The 17,178-nt window shown below is 39.1% G+C and carries 17 protein-coding genes and 1 pseudogene; 5 read left to right on the forward strand and 13 right to left on the reverse strand.

The genetic code is table 11. The features are described 5' to 3' along the window. Positions 1-59: 59 nt before the first annotated feature. From gpsB to BGM26_RS08645, 5 genes are all read right to left on the reverse strand, one after another. On the reverse strand, positions 60-362 hold the full coding sequence (gene gpsB, locus BGM26_RS08625; protein WP_217040714.1) for a cell division regulator GpsB: 303 nt from the start codon (positions 360-362) through the stop codon (positions 60-62). Between the two features lie 87 nt (positions 363-449). Then, positions 450-1,013, reverse strand: a complete 564-nt coding sequence (locus tag BGM26_RS08630) for an SLOG family protein (protein ID WP_217039415.1) — start codon at positions 1,011-1,013, stop codon at positions 450-452. A 156-nt stretch (positions 1,014-1,169) separates the two neighbouring features. Next, positions 1,170-1,472: a CotD family spore coat protein gene (locus tag BGM26_RS08635; protein WP_217039416.1), complete on the reverse strand. Its 303-nt coding sequence runs from the start codon at positions 1,470-1,472 to the stop codon at positions 1,170-1,172. Positions 1,473-1,821: 349 nt separating this feature from the next. After that, positions 1,822-3,078 (reverse strand): ribonuclease H-like domain-containing protein, encoded by a 1,257-nt coding sequence (locus tag BGM26_RS08640; RefSeq protein WP_217039417.1) that lies wholly within the window; start codon positions 3,076-3,078, stop codon positions 1,822-1,824. Beyond that, a complete protein-coding gene (locus BGM26_RS08645; RefSeq protein ID WP_217039418.1) occupies positions 3,068-5,368 on the reverse strand; it encodes a DEAD/DEAH box helicase in 2,301 nt (766 codons plus the stop codon). Before BGM26_RS08645 ends, BGM26_RS08640 begins: the two co-directional genes overlap by 11 nt. A 529-nt stretch (positions 5,369-5,897) precedes the next feature. Between BGM26_RS08645 and BGM26_RS08650 the strand changes: the two genes are divergently transcribed. Then, positions 5,898-6,590, forward strand: coding sequence for a Crp/Fnr family transcriptional regulator (locus BGM26_RS08650; protein WP_217039419.1), 693 nt, complete (start codon positions 5,898-5,900; stop codon positions 6,588-6,590). 48 nt (positions 6,591-6,638) lie between these two features. Here BGM26_RS08650 and hcp read toward each other — a convergent pair. Continuing rightward, a pseudogene (gene hcp / locus BGM26_RS08655) lies at positions 6,639-7,931 on the reverse strand (hydroxylamine reductase). A 208-nt stretch (positions 7,932-8,139) separates the two neighbouring features. Here hcp and BGM26_RS08660 point away from each other — a divergent pair. After that, positions 8,140-8,607: an Hsp20/alpha crystallin family protein gene (locus BGM26_RS08660; protein ID WP_217039420.1), complete on the forward strand. Its 468-nt coding sequence runs from the start codon at positions 8,140-8,142 to the stop codon at positions 8,605-8,607. Between the two features lie 45 nt (positions 8,608-8,652). On the opposite strand, the gene BGM26_RS21505 is transcribed toward BGM26_RS08660, so the two are convergent. The 3 genes from BGM26_RS21505 to BGM26_RS08675 all read right to left on the reverse strand — a co-directional run bounded on the left by BGM26_RS21505 (position 8,653) and on the right by BGM26_RS08675 (position 10,172). After that, the gene (locus BGM26_RS21505) at positions 8,653-9,054 is read right to left on the reverse strand and encodes a hypothetical protein (RefSeq protein WP_254119158.1); all 402 of its coding nucleotides are present in this window, start codon (positions 9,052-9,054) and stop codon (positions 8,653-8,655) included. Between the two features lie 192 nt (positions 9,055-9,246). Further along, entirely contained in the window at positions 9,247-9,423 is a 177-nt protein-coding gene (locus BGM26_RS08670) for a hypothetical protein (RefSeq protein WP_217039421.1), read from the reverse strand. 143 nt (positions 9,424-9,566) lie between these two features. Beyond that, the gene (locus tag BGM26_RS08675; protein WP_217039422.1) at positions 9,567-10,172 is read right to left on the reverse strand and encodes a YppG family protein; all 606 of its coding nucleotides are present in this window, start codon (positions 10,170-10,172) and stop codon (positions 9,567-9,569) included. Positions 10,173-10,753: 581 nt separating this feature from the next. On the opposite strand from BGM26_RS08675, the gene BGM26_RS08680 reads away from it, so the two are divergent. Next, positions 10,754-10,936, forward strand: a complete 183-nt coding sequence (locus BGM26_RS08680) for a YppF family protein (protein ID WP_217039423.1) — start codon at positions 10,754-10,756, stop codon at positions 10,934-10,936. A gap of 60 nt (positions 10,937-10,996) precedes the next feature. Here BGM26_RS08680 and BGM26_RS08685 read toward each other — a convergent pair whose 3' ends face one another. Together BGM26_RS08685 and BGM26_RS08690 are read right to left on the reverse strand one after the other, a co-directional pair. After that, the gene (locus BGM26_RS08685) at positions 10,997-11,374 is read right to left on the reverse strand and encodes a YppE family protein (RefSeq protein ID WP_217039424.1); all 378 of its coding nucleotides are present in this window, start codon (positions 11,372-11,374) and stop codon (positions 10,997-10,999) included. Between the two features lie 98 nt (positions 11,375-11,472). Continuing rightward, the gene (locus tag BGM26_RS08690; protein WP_217039425.1) at positions 11,473-11,739 is read right to left on the reverse strand and encodes a hypothetical protein; all 267 of its coding nucleotides are present in this window, start codon (positions 11,737-11,739) and stop codon (positions 11,473-11,475) included. A gap of 830 nt (positions 11,740-12,569) precedes the next feature. On the opposite strand from BGM26_RS08690, the gene recU reads away from it, so the two are divergent. Continuing rightward, positions 12,570-13,175, forward strand: a complete 606-nt coding sequence (gene recU, locus BGM26_RS08695) for a Holliday junction resolvase RecU (protein ID WP_217040715.1) — start codon at positions 12,570-12,572, stop codon at positions 13,173-13,175. Between the two features lie 40 nt (positions 13,176-13,215). Continuing rightward, on the forward strand, positions 13,216-15,795 hold the full coding sequence (locus BGM26_RS08700) for a PBP1A family penicillin-binding protein (RefSeq protein ID WP_217039426.1): 2,580 nt from the start codon (positions 13,216-13,218) through the stop codon (positions 15,793-15,795). A gap of 129 nt (positions 15,796-15,924) precedes the next feature. Here the strand turns inward: BGM26_RS08700 and BGM26_RS08705 are convergent, their stop codons facing one another. Together BGM26_RS08705 and nth are read right to left on the reverse strand one after the other, a co-directional pair. Continuing rightward, positions 15,925-16,455 carry a YpoC family protein gene (locus BGM26_RS08705; protein ID WP_217039427.1) on the reverse strand — a complete coding sequence of 177 codons (531 nt, stop codon included), beginning with the start codon at positions 16,453-16,455 and terminating at the stop codon, positions 15,925-15,927. Further along, positions 16,452-17,108, reverse strand: a complete 657-nt coding sequence (gene nth / locus BGM26_RS08710) for an endonuclease III (RefSeq protein ID WP_217039428.1) — start codon at positions 17,106-17,108, stop codon at positions 16,452-16,454. The genes BGM26_RS08705 and nth overlap by 4 nt, the downstream gene beginning before the upstream one ends. Between the last annotated feature and the right edge of the window lie 70 nt (positions 17,109-17,178).

The raw sequence follows: 17,178 nt of genomic DNA on the forward strand, positions 1-17,178 counted from the left end.
TATATGTAACTTTGAAACGAATATCAATTGTTTTCGACAAGAAATTGAGAGATAATCTGTTAATCGTACAATTTACTGCCAAAAACATGCTTTTCTAAATTAGAAAGCCGTTTTAATATATCGAAATTCGTTGTCCCGGCTGTCTGTGTTGTTGCTGGACGTTTTGAAGCATCTTCAAGCTGTTTCTTTAATTTCATATTTTCCAGCTGCAGTTCTTCAATTTCTTGATGGAACGTCTCATAATCTTTAATAATCCAATCTAAAAATTTGTCCACTTCTTCCGGTTTGTACCCACGCATAGCTGTTTTAAATTCTTTTTCCAAAATATCTTTTGCCGTTAATTTCACTTTATCGGATAGCATTACACTCACCTCAGTATATCACCAATCATCACTTCTATTTTTTCAAAGATAGTCATGTTTGTCAATTTTTCTTTCATACTATTTTTTTCACATATCTTGGTCTTTCATATGCTCTTCTTCAACTAAGACTTGCAAATCATAAAAATCGATAGTGTAAATTTTATAATCGTGCTTTTCCTGATGTCTTTTCGCCGTCTCATAAAGGTATTTCGGACTTCCCTCTTTTTCAGAATCATAAAATAAAAGAAGAACATCACTTTTTTCGACAAAAAACTGATTCTTTAAACGAAACTGCCACGGATTTTCGTATGGCTTGCGGGAGACGGAGTCGATAAAATCTGCCTGGGCAAGAATGGAGTCATACCATTCCTTATTTGCTTCTTTCCAAGATTCTTCTTGATTCAAGAAGGGGGTAATCACCCCAAGCTGTAGCTCATGATAACCTTCCAGCTGCAATTCAAAGACCACTTCTGCTGCCCATAACTCTGTTCCAAGCTGTCCGCTGATGATGACCCATTCAAGGCCCTCTTCTAATAAGGAAACAAGATTATTTCTTAAAGCTGCTTTAATATAATGTACTGCCGGATCGTCATTCTTAAAGATGCCAACCTCAAATGGTTTATATCCGGAAATAATCGCTATTCTAGCCAATCCTTAAACCCCTTATCGTTTATGTCCTCAAAAGAAATTTTCTCTTAAGCAGACGGAAGAGTCAAACTTTATTTCCTGCTTAACAATCTTGAACATAATAAGACAAGGGCAATCATGCCCTTGTCAGCTTCTTTATTCACCGAAAAATAGCACTTCTTAGTAAAAGCCCGGTCTTGGAACGCCGTATGGTCCCACAGGCCCGCCAAATCCTCCTGGTCCAGGTACACCAAACCCTGCATGTGTTGGTGCAGCAACAAACTGTTGGTTTGTCACCTCATTAACAAAAGATTCAGTGTGCGGGAAGAAATGCTCGTGTTGAAAATTAATGTGGTTTACATTTGTTGTGTGAGTCGGATGAATATGTGGAACCACATTATTTTGGAAAGTGTTGTTTACACAACATTGCGTCGGATGAACAATTGGTGGTAAAATACATGATGGTCTTGGTCCGCAATACATTTGAAGATCCCCTTTCTACAAAGTTTTATTTACACTAACAACCTATGTTGAAGGGGATAATCTTGTACTAATGCAAATACCTAATTTAAACCTATTTTTTAAAACATATTATAAAAACTGTCTCTTAAGTTTGAAAAAATAACAGCTGTAAATAAAACAACGAAAAAAAACAGAAATAAAATTGCTTTGTACATGTCGTTAGCCTCACTATATTATTGTAAATTAAACACCACACAAGTATTTATTTTACAACTTTCTAAATGTACAGACAACTAGAAAATAGTGGATTTTCAACTTAAAATCGTAAACTTTTGTTACATTTCACTTTTTTTGATTAATTTGATGCAAATTAATCGATTTTTTTCAAAAGCCTTTGAATTCTTTTTTCAATTTCTTCTTGGCTCACTTTTATTTTTTCACATTTCTTCGTCAATGCTTCTTTATAAAATACCTTTGCCTTTTCACTATAAAGAATCGCTTTCTTTAAGTCCTTTTCTCTATGTTCATAGATTTTGGCCAGTTCAATGCAGGCGGCTAGCTTTAATTCATGATGTCCCTTTTCGGTTACAGCCTCCCATAATCGAGCCGCCTCCATCCAGTTTTTTTGCTTTTTGTATTCGAATGCAAGTGCATGCTTTGCATCAATTGCTTCCCGTTCGTTTCCATTTGATATGTGCGCAAATGCTGATTGAGCTGCCGATGTTTCCCCCAATTGAGAAAACCATCTGCCTACTTCATAAACTTCCCGTCCTGTTTGCTTGCGATCGAGTCCAAGTAGTTGAAAAGAAAGATGCGTATACAAACTGATAAGCGATAAAATATCATTTTCATTATGTTCTAGAATGCCAAGCATCCCGTGCGGATCTTTTCTTTCAACAAAGTCAAAATAGATCATCGGGGCTAAGTAACCTGGGATATCATCTTTCCGTTCGATTCCTAATACTTCTTTCTCCACGACTGATAGCTTCGTCCGTTCTAATTTATGCTTCCACATTCTTCTCGCAGCATGATACAAATCAAAATGGCCAAAAGAGGGAAGCTTCGGCAAATGCTCTCGAATCAGCGTGTGCCGCGTTTTTACTTGTGGCCAATCGAATGATTTCCCATTATATGTAACCATTGTTGTATAGTTGACACTTTCTAAAAAACTTTTGTATAAAGGTACTTCTGCCCCGGGATTTGGAAGAATATGCTGTTTTAACTTTATCTTATTTTCTGTCAGGCTAGCATGTCCAAGGATGAAAATCGAGTTGCCAACCCCACCACCTAACCCGGTTGTTTCTGTGTCAAAGAAAAAGAGATTTTCCGGTTGATGCCCCGCGGCAGAAAGAGGATGATTGACCTCTGAAGAATGCCAAGCGTCCACAGCAGCGGAAAACTCGGCAAAGGAGTAAATTCCATGTTTTTGCTGAAGCGAAAATTCCCTCTCCCTTACAAGGCAGTAGCTTCCATCAAAGAAAAAGGGATGAACCCCCTCACTCTCCCATGTTTCTCTGAAGGGGATTTCCTCGATTTCTACGGAAGGAATACTGATGAGTTCAGTCTTATTACTGCTTTCATGTGAAAGATGTGATTTTAACCGGTTCAGCTTGTTTTTAATGGACATAGAAATCACCTTCGTTGACTTTCACCGAAGTGAAATTTGCAAATATGGTCAATACATCCTTTTTTGCTGTTCCAGAAGAAGTATCCGTACCAATGCATGATGGACATCCGCCCTCACATTGACACCGATACACCATCTCCCTTGCCTCTTTCAGAACATGCTCGATGCCACCATAAATTTTTTCACTTAATCCGATCCCGCCTGGATAACGGTCATAAAAGAAAATCGTTGGTTTTTCATTATGAGCAGCTTTCACTTGGGGAACGACATGGATATCCTGAGGATCACACATGACAAATAGCGGGGCAATATGTCTTAATGCATGCGCCGTCCCAATAAGCGCTTGTTCAAGGCGGTCTTGATTATTTTGTAAAAGCTCCTCTTTGACTGAAATCCAAGTTGAACTCGTATGAAGTTCAGCTTCTGGCAGTGATATCGGACCTGATCCAATATTTTCGTGCGTCTCAAATTTTATTTTCTTAAAAATAGTTGCCATCGCCCTCACACTTACGTCTCCATAGCCAATTTCACCTAAAGCTGTAACCCGATGCTTATCCTGTTCAAGCACTTTCAGCTGGACGGCAAGATTCGCGTCTGTGAAATAGTCAACATCCACTTCCCTGACAAACGCCTTTTTCTCTTCCCAGTCAAGCAATTCCACTTGATATTGAGTCCCTTGATGAAGATAGATCGCTTCTTCATGTAAAAGAGTCATTGCCGAAAATCGGTCCATTTCTCCGATTACTCTTACATTCGCGACATCAGATTGGTCGATAATGACGACATTTTCTTGTGATGCCGAGCGGAGACTGATATTATGGGCTGGAAAAGAGTCGTTCATCCAATAGAACTTTTCACCATTTTGATGGAGCACTCTTTCTTCTGCTAAATATTCTAGCACTTCTTCCGTTTCAAACTGGCCAAAGTTTTCCCCGGCATTGAATGGAAGCTCGTATGCGGCACATTTAATATGATCAATTAATATGATCAGGTTATCAGGATTAATCCTTGCTGTTTCTGGACTTTTGTTAAAGAAATAGTCCGGATTTTGGATCACAAATTGATCAAGGGGACTGGAGCTTGCGACCATAATAACGAGGGACTCACTATGCCGGCGGCCGGCACGTCCCGCCTGCTGCCAGGAACTTGCAATCGTCCCCGGATAACCTGTCATGATGCACACTTGCAGCTGCCCGATATCGACCCCTAATTCCAGCGCATTTGTACTGACTACACCATAAATATCCCCTGAGCGGAGACCTTTCTCAATCTCCCGCCTTTCTGTAGGCAAATAACCTCCTCGATAGCCACGTATCGCTTTCGGCCCTAATTTATGCTTGATTAATTCTTGTAAATACGTCAGCAAGATTTCCACTCTAACCCTGCTTCTTGCAAACACAATAGTCTGAATTTTATTTTTCAAAAGTTCCCCAGCAAGCCTTCTTACTTCTAAGGTCGCACTTCTCCTAATATTTAGCGGCTTATTCACAATTGGTGGATTATAGAATACAAAATGCTTTCTGCCGCTAGGTGCGCCATTATTATCGATGAGCGCGACGGTTTTTTCGGTTAGTTTTTCTGCAAGTTCTAACGGATTAGCGATCGTTGCAGAAGTACAGATAAAAATCGGATCGCTGCCATAAAAACGGCAAATTCGCCGTAAGCGTCGAATCACATTTGCCACATGACTTCCGAAAACCCCTCTATAAATATGAAGTTCGTCAATTACTACATACTTCAGGTTTTCGAATAAGGAAACCCATTTTGTATGATGTGGCAAAATGGCCGAGTGCAGCATATCTGGATTCGTTATTACAACATGGCCCGCTCTCCGGACTTTCTGGCGAATGTTAGAGGGCGTGTCCCCATCATAAGTATAGCTATTTATATTTAACCCCGATTCCTCGATAATCTCATTGATTTCACTTTTCTGGTCTTGTGCCAACGCTTTTGTCGGGAACATATATAGAGCACGGGCCTTCGGATCATTAATGATTGTCTGCAAAACAGGGAGATTATAACATAACGTCTTCCCCGAAGCTGTTGGTGTGACAGCAACAAGGCTTTTCCCGCTCATAGCTGTCTTAAATGCCGTTTTTTGATGGGTAAATAATCTTGTAATCCCCCGCTTTTGTAAGGCTTCTTTAAGGGCCTGGTGTATGTTTGAAGGGAGATCAGCTGTTTTAGCTTCCTTTTCCTCGATTGTATGCCAATGAACTACATTCTCTTTAAATTGATCTGTCATTTTTAATTCTTTCATTAATTCGTGCAAGCTTTTACGTACTTTCATCTTATTCACCCCATAATACTATTCTAGCGAATAAGCGTTCGTTTACAACAGATAATTTCTTCATTTTATAGTTAGGAATGGCTGTTTTCGTAAACTTTGTTGCTTTTTTAGTATGATTTTATATAACAATCTGAGTTGATTGGAGCGGAGGGCACTTGACTCCTCGAAAATGCTATCGCATTTTCTTCGTGCGTGGGCAAATTCAAGGATGTAAATTCAATGTCCTGCGGGAAATAGAAGGAAACCGGGAGACCCCACAGGCGGTAACGCCGAGGAGGCCCCCGTCCCTCCCCGCGGAAAGCAAGTGCCCGCAGCGGAAATCAACAGGCAAACTTTGAAGGCTAAAAACAACAATATATGCGAAAAGAGCCTTAGGAAATATTCCCCAATAAAATCGCAAGGATCACGGGAAGATCTGCATCCCATTTCTTTCATAGAACGTTCAAAATCTTTCTCACAAAGAGGCATTTCCCAAAGGTTTTTTTGTTACAATGTTGGTAACAATGGAATTACCAGCTGAGGTGAAAAAATGGATATTGCAGAAATAAAGAGGGTACTTTCACAGTTTTCTCTTTTTAAAGAATTGAACGGTGAAGAAATGGAGAAAATTGTCGAGATTGCGATTTCACGGGAATGGAAGAGAGGCAGCCATGTCTTTATGCAAGATGATCCGCTGGAAAATGTGTATTTCATTCATAATGGCCGGATCAAAATTTATAAAAGTGACGTAAACGGAAGAGAGCAAATTGTGGCGATCGTTAAAAAAGGCGAGATGTTTCCACATGTCGGTTTCTTCCGTAAGGGCGGCTACCCTGCTTTTTCCGAGGTTCTCGAAAATGCTGAATTAGTAGTTGTCCCAATTGACCAATTCGAAAAGGTGCTTATCGAAAACCCCGAGTTATGTATTAAAGTGTTTAAAGTGCTTGGCGAAAAAATTGTCGACTTGCAGGAACGCTTAGAATCCCAGATTCTGAATAATACATACGAGCAAATTATTAAACTGCTCGTTCGCTTGGCGAAATTTCACGGAGAAAAACTCGAAGACGGATCGTTTCTACTAAAAGCTGAATTCACAAATAAAGATCTTGCCAATATGATTGGCACGACAAGAGAAACCGTCAGCAGAACATTAACAAAGCTAAAAAAGGAAAAACTAATTGAGACAGACAAAGCAGGGAATATCATCATTGATCCGGAAAGTCTTTTAGAAGAAATTTTTTAAACAGTAAAGAACCGCGAAAATGTTGCGGTTCTTTTCTTGTTGTTAATTTTACGATAATTGAAGCATTTCTTCCATGTCTTCTTGTGCAGAACCAATTAGTTTTAAATTGAATGTTTCTTGAAGGACTGTCATAACCCCATCTGAAATAAATTCAGGTGGTTTTGGTCCGATCCGGATGTCTTGTATGCCAAGGCTAAAGAGACCAAGGAGGATCGCGACTGCCTTTTGCTCGAACCAAGAAAGGACAATACTCACCGGTAGCTCATTGATTTCACATTCAAATGCATCGGCTAATGCTTTTGCAATTTTCACCGTAGAACCAGAGTTATTGCATTGACCTAAATCAATATATCTCGGTATTTCAGTACCTGGAACTAATCCATAATCAACATCATTAAAACGAAATTTCCCGCAGGAAGTTGTCAAGATAACTGTTTCCGGAGGCAAGGATGTTGCAAGTTCACGATAGTATTCTCCGCCTTTACCTGGAGCATCACAGCCTGCGATCACAAAGAAGCGTTTAATTTTCCCTTCTTTAACTGCTGCAATCACCTCTGGCGCTAAACCTAATACGGTTTCATGGTGGAATCCTGTCAATAATGTTTCATCTGACTCGATATTTGCTTCAGGCAATTCCAATGCCCGATTAATTAATGGGCTGAAATCGTTGTTTTCAATTTTCAGCACGTTTTCAAGGCCAACTACTTCATACGTGAACATCCGGTCCGCATATGAACCTTTAATTGGCATCACACAGTTCGTTGTAGCCAAAATGGCGCCAGGGAATTTTTCAAACAGACGGCGCTGGTCATACCATGCCTTTCCGATGTTTCCTTTTAAATGTGCATACTTTCTCAATTCCGGATAGCCATGTGCCGGAAGCATTTCAGAATGCGTGTATACGTTAATCCCTTTTCCTTCAGTTTGTTTCAAAAGCTCCTCTAACGCAAATAAGTTATGCCCTGTAACAATAATGCATTTGCCTTCGATCTTGTTTTGGGAAACACGAATTGGCTGTGGAATTCCTAATTTATTCGTATGCGCCGCGTCAAGTATTTCCATTGCTCTAACAGCTGATGGGCCTACTTTCAGCGCCATTTCGATATGTTCCTGAACATTAAAGTTTGAGTTTGTTAATGTCATATATAAAGCTTCATGAGTTGTTGCATTAACAAATGGATCTGTATACCCTAATTGATTCGCATGTGTACGATATGCTGCAATCCCTTTTAAGGCAAAAATAATTGTATCCTATAAGCTTGCGATTGTTTCATCTTTTCCACAAACACCGATTACCTTACATCCCCCGGTTGGTGTTTGTTCACACTGGTAGGACAACATTATGTAATCCCCTCTTTCCATTCATTTGACTGTTTCAGCATACCTTCCAAAAAGGCGCAAAAGATGTGACATACATCACATTTTTTCAAATTTGTCATTAATCGTTCAAAAATCAGTTACTCGAAAATCAGTAACAATCGCCTAGCTTTTTGCATATGATATCGTGGCGCGAATACGCAATTTCCATTTTATAAGAGGGGCTGAAAACATGAGCGACCGCAACCGAAAAGAGAAAAACGAACCCTTTGGTGAAATAGTAAAATCGATGAATCAATTTTTTCAGGAAAAACCGGTAAGAGGGTTATTACAAACAATGGATGATTTTTTCAAAAACCCATTCCCTTTTGCATCATCGTTTCACGTCGATTTAAAAGAAAACGCACACGAGCACATCATTACTGCGGAGCTCCCAGGCGTAAATCGAGAACAAATACAACTCAATGTGTTTGATCATTATATAACTATAACAGTCCTAGCAGCAGATATTTTCACCGAGGAAGATTCACACCAGAACATCGTGAGAAAACAACAAACAATGAAGAAAGCAAGCAGAACGATCCCCCTTCCACACCCAATCAATGAAAAAAAAGTAAAAGCCTCCTACCAAAACGGTCTATTACAAATTAGGGTGCCAAAACAAAAGGGAAAACCAATATTAATAGACGAGATAAAATGAACAAACAAGCAGCGATTTAACTGCTTGTTTTTTTGCTTAGCTTTTCTATTGCTTCCCTTTCAATACGAAAGAAGCAAGCTTTCCTCCCCTTTCTGTCCAAATTCTCCCTTTTTGGCCGAATTGTTTTCTGATAGGTTTAAAGCGAGGTTCCCATCCCGTCTTAATCCATGGCGTCCTTGCGTAGTTCGATTGAAATCGGTTTTTTAAGCCATTCGCTAGCAAGCTAAATGAAATAGTTGTAAATAAGAGGACGATTAGTGGAACGAACAGAATATGTGTGTTGCCATAAATATTCCCCCTAGCCTGTCCGACAAGCCCAGCTAGTTCCTTTGTAACTGATAGGTAAATGAGCGGATCAAATCTCTTCATTGTACCGCCAATAAATATATTCATGAGTGCAAGCTGTCCCATTAAAGTAATCACATACACAATTTCTAATATAAACATCACAATTCAGTTGTGGAAAGATATGCTTCCAGATTAGGCGGTTTTTTCTAGCGCCTAACACCCCTCGCAGACTCAATATAAACGGATTTATATAACTCAACTGTTTTCAGTCTTACAGATGAGACGATACTTGGGATACTGATGACAATAATATAAGTTACGAGTGTACTCGGTTCCAAATGGCTATTAAAACTAATCGGCCGTAAGAAAAAATAAAGGATTAAAAACAATGGAACATAACTTTGGTAATTGCTGAAAATTCCATTCTAGCTTATTTTCCCCCGGATTGATTTCGATCATCATAGGTAACGCTGAAAGGAAAAGAATTAAGAGGAATATAATAACGATTTGCTGTAAGGTCCGTAACAAACGGCATCCCCCTTTTTAGATACACAGTTAGCAATCTATATTGTTTCATTTCTCTTAATTAATTGTCAATTAATTATCAGATCATCCAAATAATCCACATAAATAAAAAAAGGCCTTTTCGGCCATGGTCACATTTCGCATTTCTATACCTTAAACATTCCGCCCAGTCCTTTTACCATCGATGAAACCTGAGTGACTGCGTTCATCATAGACCCTGCTGTATTCATCATTTTATTCATATCAAATGAACCATCCTGTGATTTAAACGAGTTCATGATCGATTGAACACCTGATGGCTGTTTCGGAATAAATGATTGTTTTGGATACGGATTCATATATGGATTGGTAGCATATGGTTGCGATTGAGAATTAGGACTATATGGGGCTTCTTCTGGCACTAATGGATTCTGAAAAATGTTTTGGGGATAATTATTTTGTGCAATTTGCTGCCCATATTGCGAATATTGATTATATCCAGGAAATTGCTGTGCAGGGTAAGGATTTGGGACTTGATTTTGCGGTCCCTGAAATGGAAAATTCCCTGGGTGAATCGGTTGGTGGTTATTACCTGGATAAGATTGTAAGTATGGATTCCAATTTCCTATAGGTTGAGGGTAATACGGCATTGCCTGCTGTCGAATAGGCTGGTTAAAATAACCCCCTCTCATATAGGGACTTCCCATCGCAAAATGGTTTTGATTAACTTGTTGAAAGTTAAAGTCAGGTCTGTGCCTTTTTCGGCCAAACATAGGCAGACATCCTCCTTAATTTTTAATCTCATTCCTATAATTTATGATGATAGTGCCCAGCCTGTGAATGGAATGAAGTCTGTTTTCTAAATGATTGTTGTATTTAAATAGGCTTTGTATGAAGTTGATTGGAGTGGAAGATGCGAGATCCTCGAAAATGTCATCGCATTTCCTTCGTGCGATGATAATTCAAGGAAGCTTATTCAATATCCTGCAGGAGCAGCGGGACAGGTGAGACCCTCGGAAAGCGAGCAACTGGAGCAGAAATTAACTTCACCTCTTTTTGGTTAAATAGCAACAAAGTTTACGAAATCAGCCTTTCATAAAAATCAGCAATTTAAATGACTTTTCGATACAAAACAACATGTTTATGAAATAAATAAGTGAAATGGATTTCCATTTTTGTCTAACAGTGCTGAAACCTGTCGGAAGTCTAAATATTTTAAAAACGAAGATCGTTCCTTTTTTTATGATAGGATAAAAAAAAGAAATTAGCACTTAGTAACAAGTTGTACGCTTTTCTTCTGTATATTAAGTTACGGCAAGGATGGCGAGGTAAAAAATATGAGGAGGGAATTAACATGAATGTTCACGAACTAACAACGAAATTTTTGCAAATGCGGAATTACAGTCCTGAAAATGTAAATGAATTACTGGATTTTACGAAAAAGGCGTATATTTACAATGATATTTGTATTTCGGTCTATCGAAACCTCGTTCGTGAACTAGAAGCCCAAGGAGCAGAAATTCCTGAAACCCTTTGAGGCAGTTTTGATTTTTGTTAAACCCCGATCAAGTGTATAAATAAAATGAAAGGAGTCCTTTTAGGACTCCCTTTCTTCTTTTGTTAATAACATAATGACGTGATTTAATACGTATTTTGAAGAGGCAGCTAAGTTAATAAAACCCGTTCGGCCAGTTTGCGGAAAAAAAGCTTGTACAGAAATTGATTCCATATGTTCGTGTGCAGATTCAATTTGCCCAGCATATAAATTTCTAGGTGTATTTGCATGAACCCATTTCACTGCTTTTGTCTTCCATTTATCATTAATTTCTTTGACTTCATCGGCAAACGGTTTCACCTCACGATAAAAGTCTCCGCTCGTTCCCGATTCTTTCACTTTTTCAAATCTCTCTGATAAAGCAGCATTATAGGCAAGTAATTGTTTTGTTAATTGTAATAATTCCTTATCTCCGTTCATCGTATCAGCTCCAAATAAGACAGTACAAGCACTGCAAGACAAAATAATAGTAGCTTTGATAACTCAAGCTACTAAATGATGATACTATCTTAATGGACTTAATATCCAAGTTCAAGCTTCAAGCTCGTTGGGCGATTTCTTTTTGCATCGTCTGCACTGCTTATTTCGGGAAAATAGGCTACTCTTGTCTCTAATGTAGCGATTCTCTCCCCGCAATTTGCGATTTTCACTGCATATTCATTTTGACAATTTTGCCGGGTAGAAGAAATATTCGATTCAAGTACATTGTCCAATTTTTCAAGTTGATCATGAATTTCGGATAGAATACCAATCAATTCTTCTTTTGCAATCATTTTCTCGCTCATCGTTTCGCCCTCCCTGAAATAATTGATCATTATTTTGTTAATACTCTATTCGCTGTCCTTGAATTCATTCCTTTACCGTTGACAAAACTAGAAGCGATTCGCCAAAGATAGAAGTTTTTTTCAAGTGATAATCTTTCATTTCGACAACTTCCAATGGATTTAAAATAATGCCATTGAACACACTATTGAATGGAGGTGTCAAACGATGACAAAACAAGAAAAACAAAATAAGGAACAACCAAAAAAACTAGAAGAAACAAAAACCGGCTATGGCAATAAAAAGCTGGAGGGTCCAGATCGGCCTTCTACATAAGTGAGCAAGGACAATGTCCTTGCTTTTTTTATTTCCAGATGGCTGTTTTCATAAACTTTATTGCTATTTAATCAAAATGTGGTCTAGTTGATTTCCGCTCCAGGTTGCTCGCTTTCCGCGAGGCGGGCGGTGAGCCTCATCGTCGCTCTGCTCCTGTGGGGTCTCACCTGTCCCGCTTCTCCCGCAGGACACTGATTGTACATCTTCGAATCTACCCACGCACGAAGGAAATGCGATAGCATTTTCGAGGAGTCTCGCACCTTCCGCTCTAATCAACTTCATTAATAACCTTCCAAATTCTTTTTGTTAAGTCTATAATCGTTTTTACTCCTAATTAAGCCTTATGAGAAAAACGGGCTAAAAATGAAACATTTGTTGGCAAAAATTCGTCTAATATTAATAGTGCTTTGTCTTTATTTAAAGCAATACGGCTTAACATTTGCTAATCAGCATAATTTATTCAACTAAAGATAATCGAGTTTTGTTATGATAAGGAGTAGCTTGTGAGGTGATTACAATGAAATTCCATTATCCTAACGGAAAGAAATATGTCCCAGCAAAAACAATTGAAAGAAGGCAAGAAAAAAAATGGTCATACAGTAATCGTGGAATGACTTTGGAAGAAGACATTAATGAAACAAATGAGTATTACTTAGCGCACGGGATCGCCTCTATCCATAAGAAACCGACACCTGTTCAGATCGTGCAGGTCGATTACCCGAAAAGAAGTGCTGCTGTCATAAAAGAAGCCTATTTTAAACAGGCATCAACGACCGATTATAACGGCGTATACAAGGGAAAATACATTGATTTTGAAGCAAAAGAAACACAAAATTTAACATCATTCCCTTTGAAAAACTTCCATGATCATCAAGTGAAGCATATGGAAACCATTCTCGAGCAAAATGGGATCTGTTTTGTCCTTCTGCGGTTTTCAAGTACCGAGGAAATATTTCTGCTAGAAGCCCATCACCTGCTCTTCTTTTGGAAAAGAATGATGGACGGGGGAAGAAAATCAATGACAAAGGAAGAAATTGAAAAAAACGGCCATCCCATTTCACTTGGTTACCAGCCTAGAATTGACTATATTAAAAAAATCGATTATCTTTATAACCTTGAATGAATTATTTTTTTGCGCTGATGATTAGAAAGGATGAATATGTATGACAGATAAATACCAATCAAGAGAGGAGCGCCGAAAACAGCGTGCTTCAAAGCCAAACAATAAAGCGAAGAAGCAATCAAAAGGGATCTTCAAACGAATCTTTTTGCTGCTCATCGCCCTTGGCATTGCAGGGATGCTGATCGGAGCCGGCACTTTTGCGTTTATGGTAAAAGATGCACCTGTCCTCGACGAAAAATTATTAAAGGACCCTATCCCTTCAAAAATAGTAGATAAAGATAAGAATTTGATTACAGAAGTAGGATCAGAGCACCGAGAATACGTCGATTATGAGCATATTCCCAAATTGGTTGAAAACGCCTTTCTAGCCACGGAGGATGTTCGTTTCTATAAACATAACGGGATGGACCTGATTCGTTTAGGCGGCGCAGTGATTGCCAACGTGACTCGTGGGTACGGTTCAGAAGGAGCTAGTACGATTACGCAGCAAGTTGTTAAGAACTCATTTCTTAACAATGAAAAAACAATAAGCCGGAAAGCGCAAGAAGCATGGCTTTCCTTCCAGTTAGAGCGTAAATATACAAAGCAAGAAATTTTTGAAATGTACGTAAATAAAATTTGGATGTCTGAACGCAGCCATGGAGTGTTAACAGCATCCCATATTTATTTTGGCAAAGACTTGGATCAATTAACTCTTTCTGAAGCAGCTTTGCTTGCAGGAATGCCGCAAAGTCCTGAAAATTATAACCCATTCAAACATCCGGACAGAGCAGAAAAAAGACGTAATATTGTTCTTTCTTTAATGAATCAGCACGGATTCATTTCAAAAGAAGAAATGGAAGCAGCAAAAGCAATTCCGGTTGAATCCAGTTTAGTAAAAGAGGAAGATCGGAAGCGAAATGATTCTCCATACGATTCATTTGTAGATGTTGTTATTAATGAAGTGGAAAAAAAGTATCCAGATTTGAACATTTCTTCAGATGGCTTAACAATTTATACTACTTTGGATTCGAAGGCACAAGACTATGTTGAACATATGCTAAACTCTAATGATATCGTTCAATTTCCGGATGATGAATTTCAAGCTGGCATTACCCTTTTAGATACAAAAACAGGGGAAATTAGGGCGATCGGCGGCGGCAGAAATCTAAAGGTCAAAAGAGGATTTAATTATGCCACTGATACGAGACGACAAGCTGGATCCACATTTAAGCCGATATTTGATTACGGCCCAGCTATTGAGTATTTAAAATGGGGAACATACTATACTCTTGACGATAAACCATACACTTATTCAAATGGGACAAAAATAAATAACTGGGACCGGAAACATATGGGACCGATGTCGATGCGGGAAGCTTTAGCACGCTCTCGTAATATTCCTGCTCTGCAAGCCTTGCAACAGGTTGGACTCGATCATGCAATGGAATTTGCTAATAATCTTGGATTCAACATGGAGAATGCGGTTGAGGCTTATTCAATTGGCGCCAATGAAGTATCACCGATGCAAATGGCCGGTGCCTATAGCGCTTTTGGGAATAACGGGTTTTATACAGAGCCACATTCAATAACAGAAATTGAAATGCGAGACGGCACAAAGATTAATGTAACACCGGAATCAAAGCCTGTAATGAAGGATTATACGGCTTTCATGATTTCGGATATGCTTAAAAGTGTTGTCAAAGATTCTTACGGTACTGGTAAACTAGCTAATGTCCCAGGCCTGCCTGTTGCTGGGAAAACGGGGACGACCAACTATTCTGCGAAGGAAATCCAAGAATGGGGTATCCCTAATGGCGGTTTACCTGACGCATGGTTTACCGGCTACACAACGAACTATACTGCATCCGTTTGGACCGGCTATAAAGAGAAGAAAAACTATATTGCTGCAGGAAAGGATCAACGACTTGCACAATTGCTTTTTAAAAACCTAATGGAGCATGTTTCACAGGGAATGAATACACCTGACTTCTCTGTTCCAAAAACGGTTGAGAAGGTAGCAATTGAAAGAGGATCGATCCCTGCTAAACTAGCAAGTGAATTTACTCCTCGGGATCAAATCATTTATGAATATGCCATCAAAGGCAATGCACCTAAAGAAGTTTCCGAGAAATTTAATAAACTTGCTGCTCCTTTAAGCCTTGGGGCTAATTTTGACGAAGCAGCAAATGAAATTATATTGACGTGGGATTATCCAAGCGAAGCAGAAGGAACCCAGTTCGAAGTTTCTGTGTCACTTAATGATGGGGCTGAGCAAACATTAAAGGTGACTTCGGAAAAAGGCCTCAGAATTGCAAATCCTTCTCCGGGTAGTATGTACCAATTTAAGGTGATTGCGATCAGGGGTGACCAACAGAGCGATCCAGTATCCGCAAGGGTGGATATTCCTAATCCAGCTCATGAAAATAATCAAGAAGATTGGAACCAAAATCCTGGTGACAATCCACCATGGAGCGAAAACGGTATACCTGGTAATAATAATGAAACAAACCCGGGAAATGGAACGGTACCTGGTGAAGGCAATGGCTCTAGCGGTGGAAACGGAATTAATCCAGGTGGCGGTAGTGAAGGGATCTCTGGTCAAGATGGTCAACCTGAAGGCGCTAGCGAGGGTACCTAATTTGGAAAAGGGAATTCTCCTTTCCCTCAAAAAACGTAATTTAACATAACAATAATGAAGCCGAACGGTTGTTGTGATTTCCTGACGGTACACGTTACGAGAGATATTCCGTTAACGAAAAAAAGCGTCTTAAGCTTGCAGCTTAGACGCTTTTTTTAATGCTAATTGCTTCATATATTGCTTTTCCATCTCCGTCATGAGTTCTGTCAATTGCATAAAGGCATGGTATAATGCAGGTCGATCGAGGATGAAATTCAGTCTTTCCTTCAGGTTTACCGGTTTATTTTTTAATTTATCAAATTCTAATGTGGAAGAAAGTTTTGCAGGCTCCCCATTTGTCCAATAAACAAGTTCTAAAAACAAACTTATCCCCTTTTTCATCGGGGCAGCCGCTTGTTTCCGATCTCTTTTTGCAAATAATTCCTCAAGAATTAATTTCTCAGCTTGCCATTCCTTTAATAAAAGAGGGATGCATTCTTCTTGCATAAGCCATGGTTTAATCGCATCCATTCCTGAAAAAAAAGCAGCTTCATATAAAAAGGGAATGCTTAAATTGAGATTTTTCAACGAATCCTTTTCCACGATTAATGGCTCACCTGCAGAAAAGAAGAATGGACTAGATAGCTCGTCTGGAATCACAAGGATCATTTTTTCGTTCATTGTTGCTCCTTCCCCTTCATTCGTTTTTTACCTTCCCGGCAAACATCTAACAGCGGGCAAACTTCACATTGGGGGTTTTGGGCTTTGCAATGATACCTTCCAAAAAAGATCATTCGATGATGGGTTACAGACCATTCATCCATTGGAACCTTTCTCATTAATGTCTTTTCGACTTCTAATACAGAATCCTTCCAACGGCAAAGGGCTAATCTTTTACTAACGCGCTCGACATGGGTGTCCACAGCGATCGCAGGAACGCCATATGCTACAGAAACAACGACATTCGCCGTTTTCCTGCCGACTCCGGGCAGTTTCGTTAATTCGTCTCTATCTTGGGGAACAACTCCCTCGTATTCACTCAATAATAATTGCGATAGCTTTTGAATATTCTTTGCTTTATTTCTGAATAATCCAATGGAGCGGATATCCTCTTGTAATTCCTCTAAAGAAACATTTAGATAGTCCTGTGGGGTTTTGTATTTTTGGAATAATTTCGCTGTTACTTTATTGACAAGTACATCTGTACATTGCGCGGAAAGAGCAACAGCAATAACGAGCTCAAACGGATTCGAATGATTTAATTCACAATGGGCATCTGGAAACATTTCTCCCATTTTATCAAGACAAAACCTAATCTGACTTTTATTCAACAATCTTCTCACCACTTACTATGTTTTAGACTTAGACTTTTTTCGCATATATTATTGTTTTTAGCCTTGAAAT

This window comes from Bacillus sp. FJAT-29790 (assembly GCF_019039215.1).
GTDB lineage: Bacteria > Bacillota > Bacilli > Bacillales > Cytobacillaceae > Cytobacillus.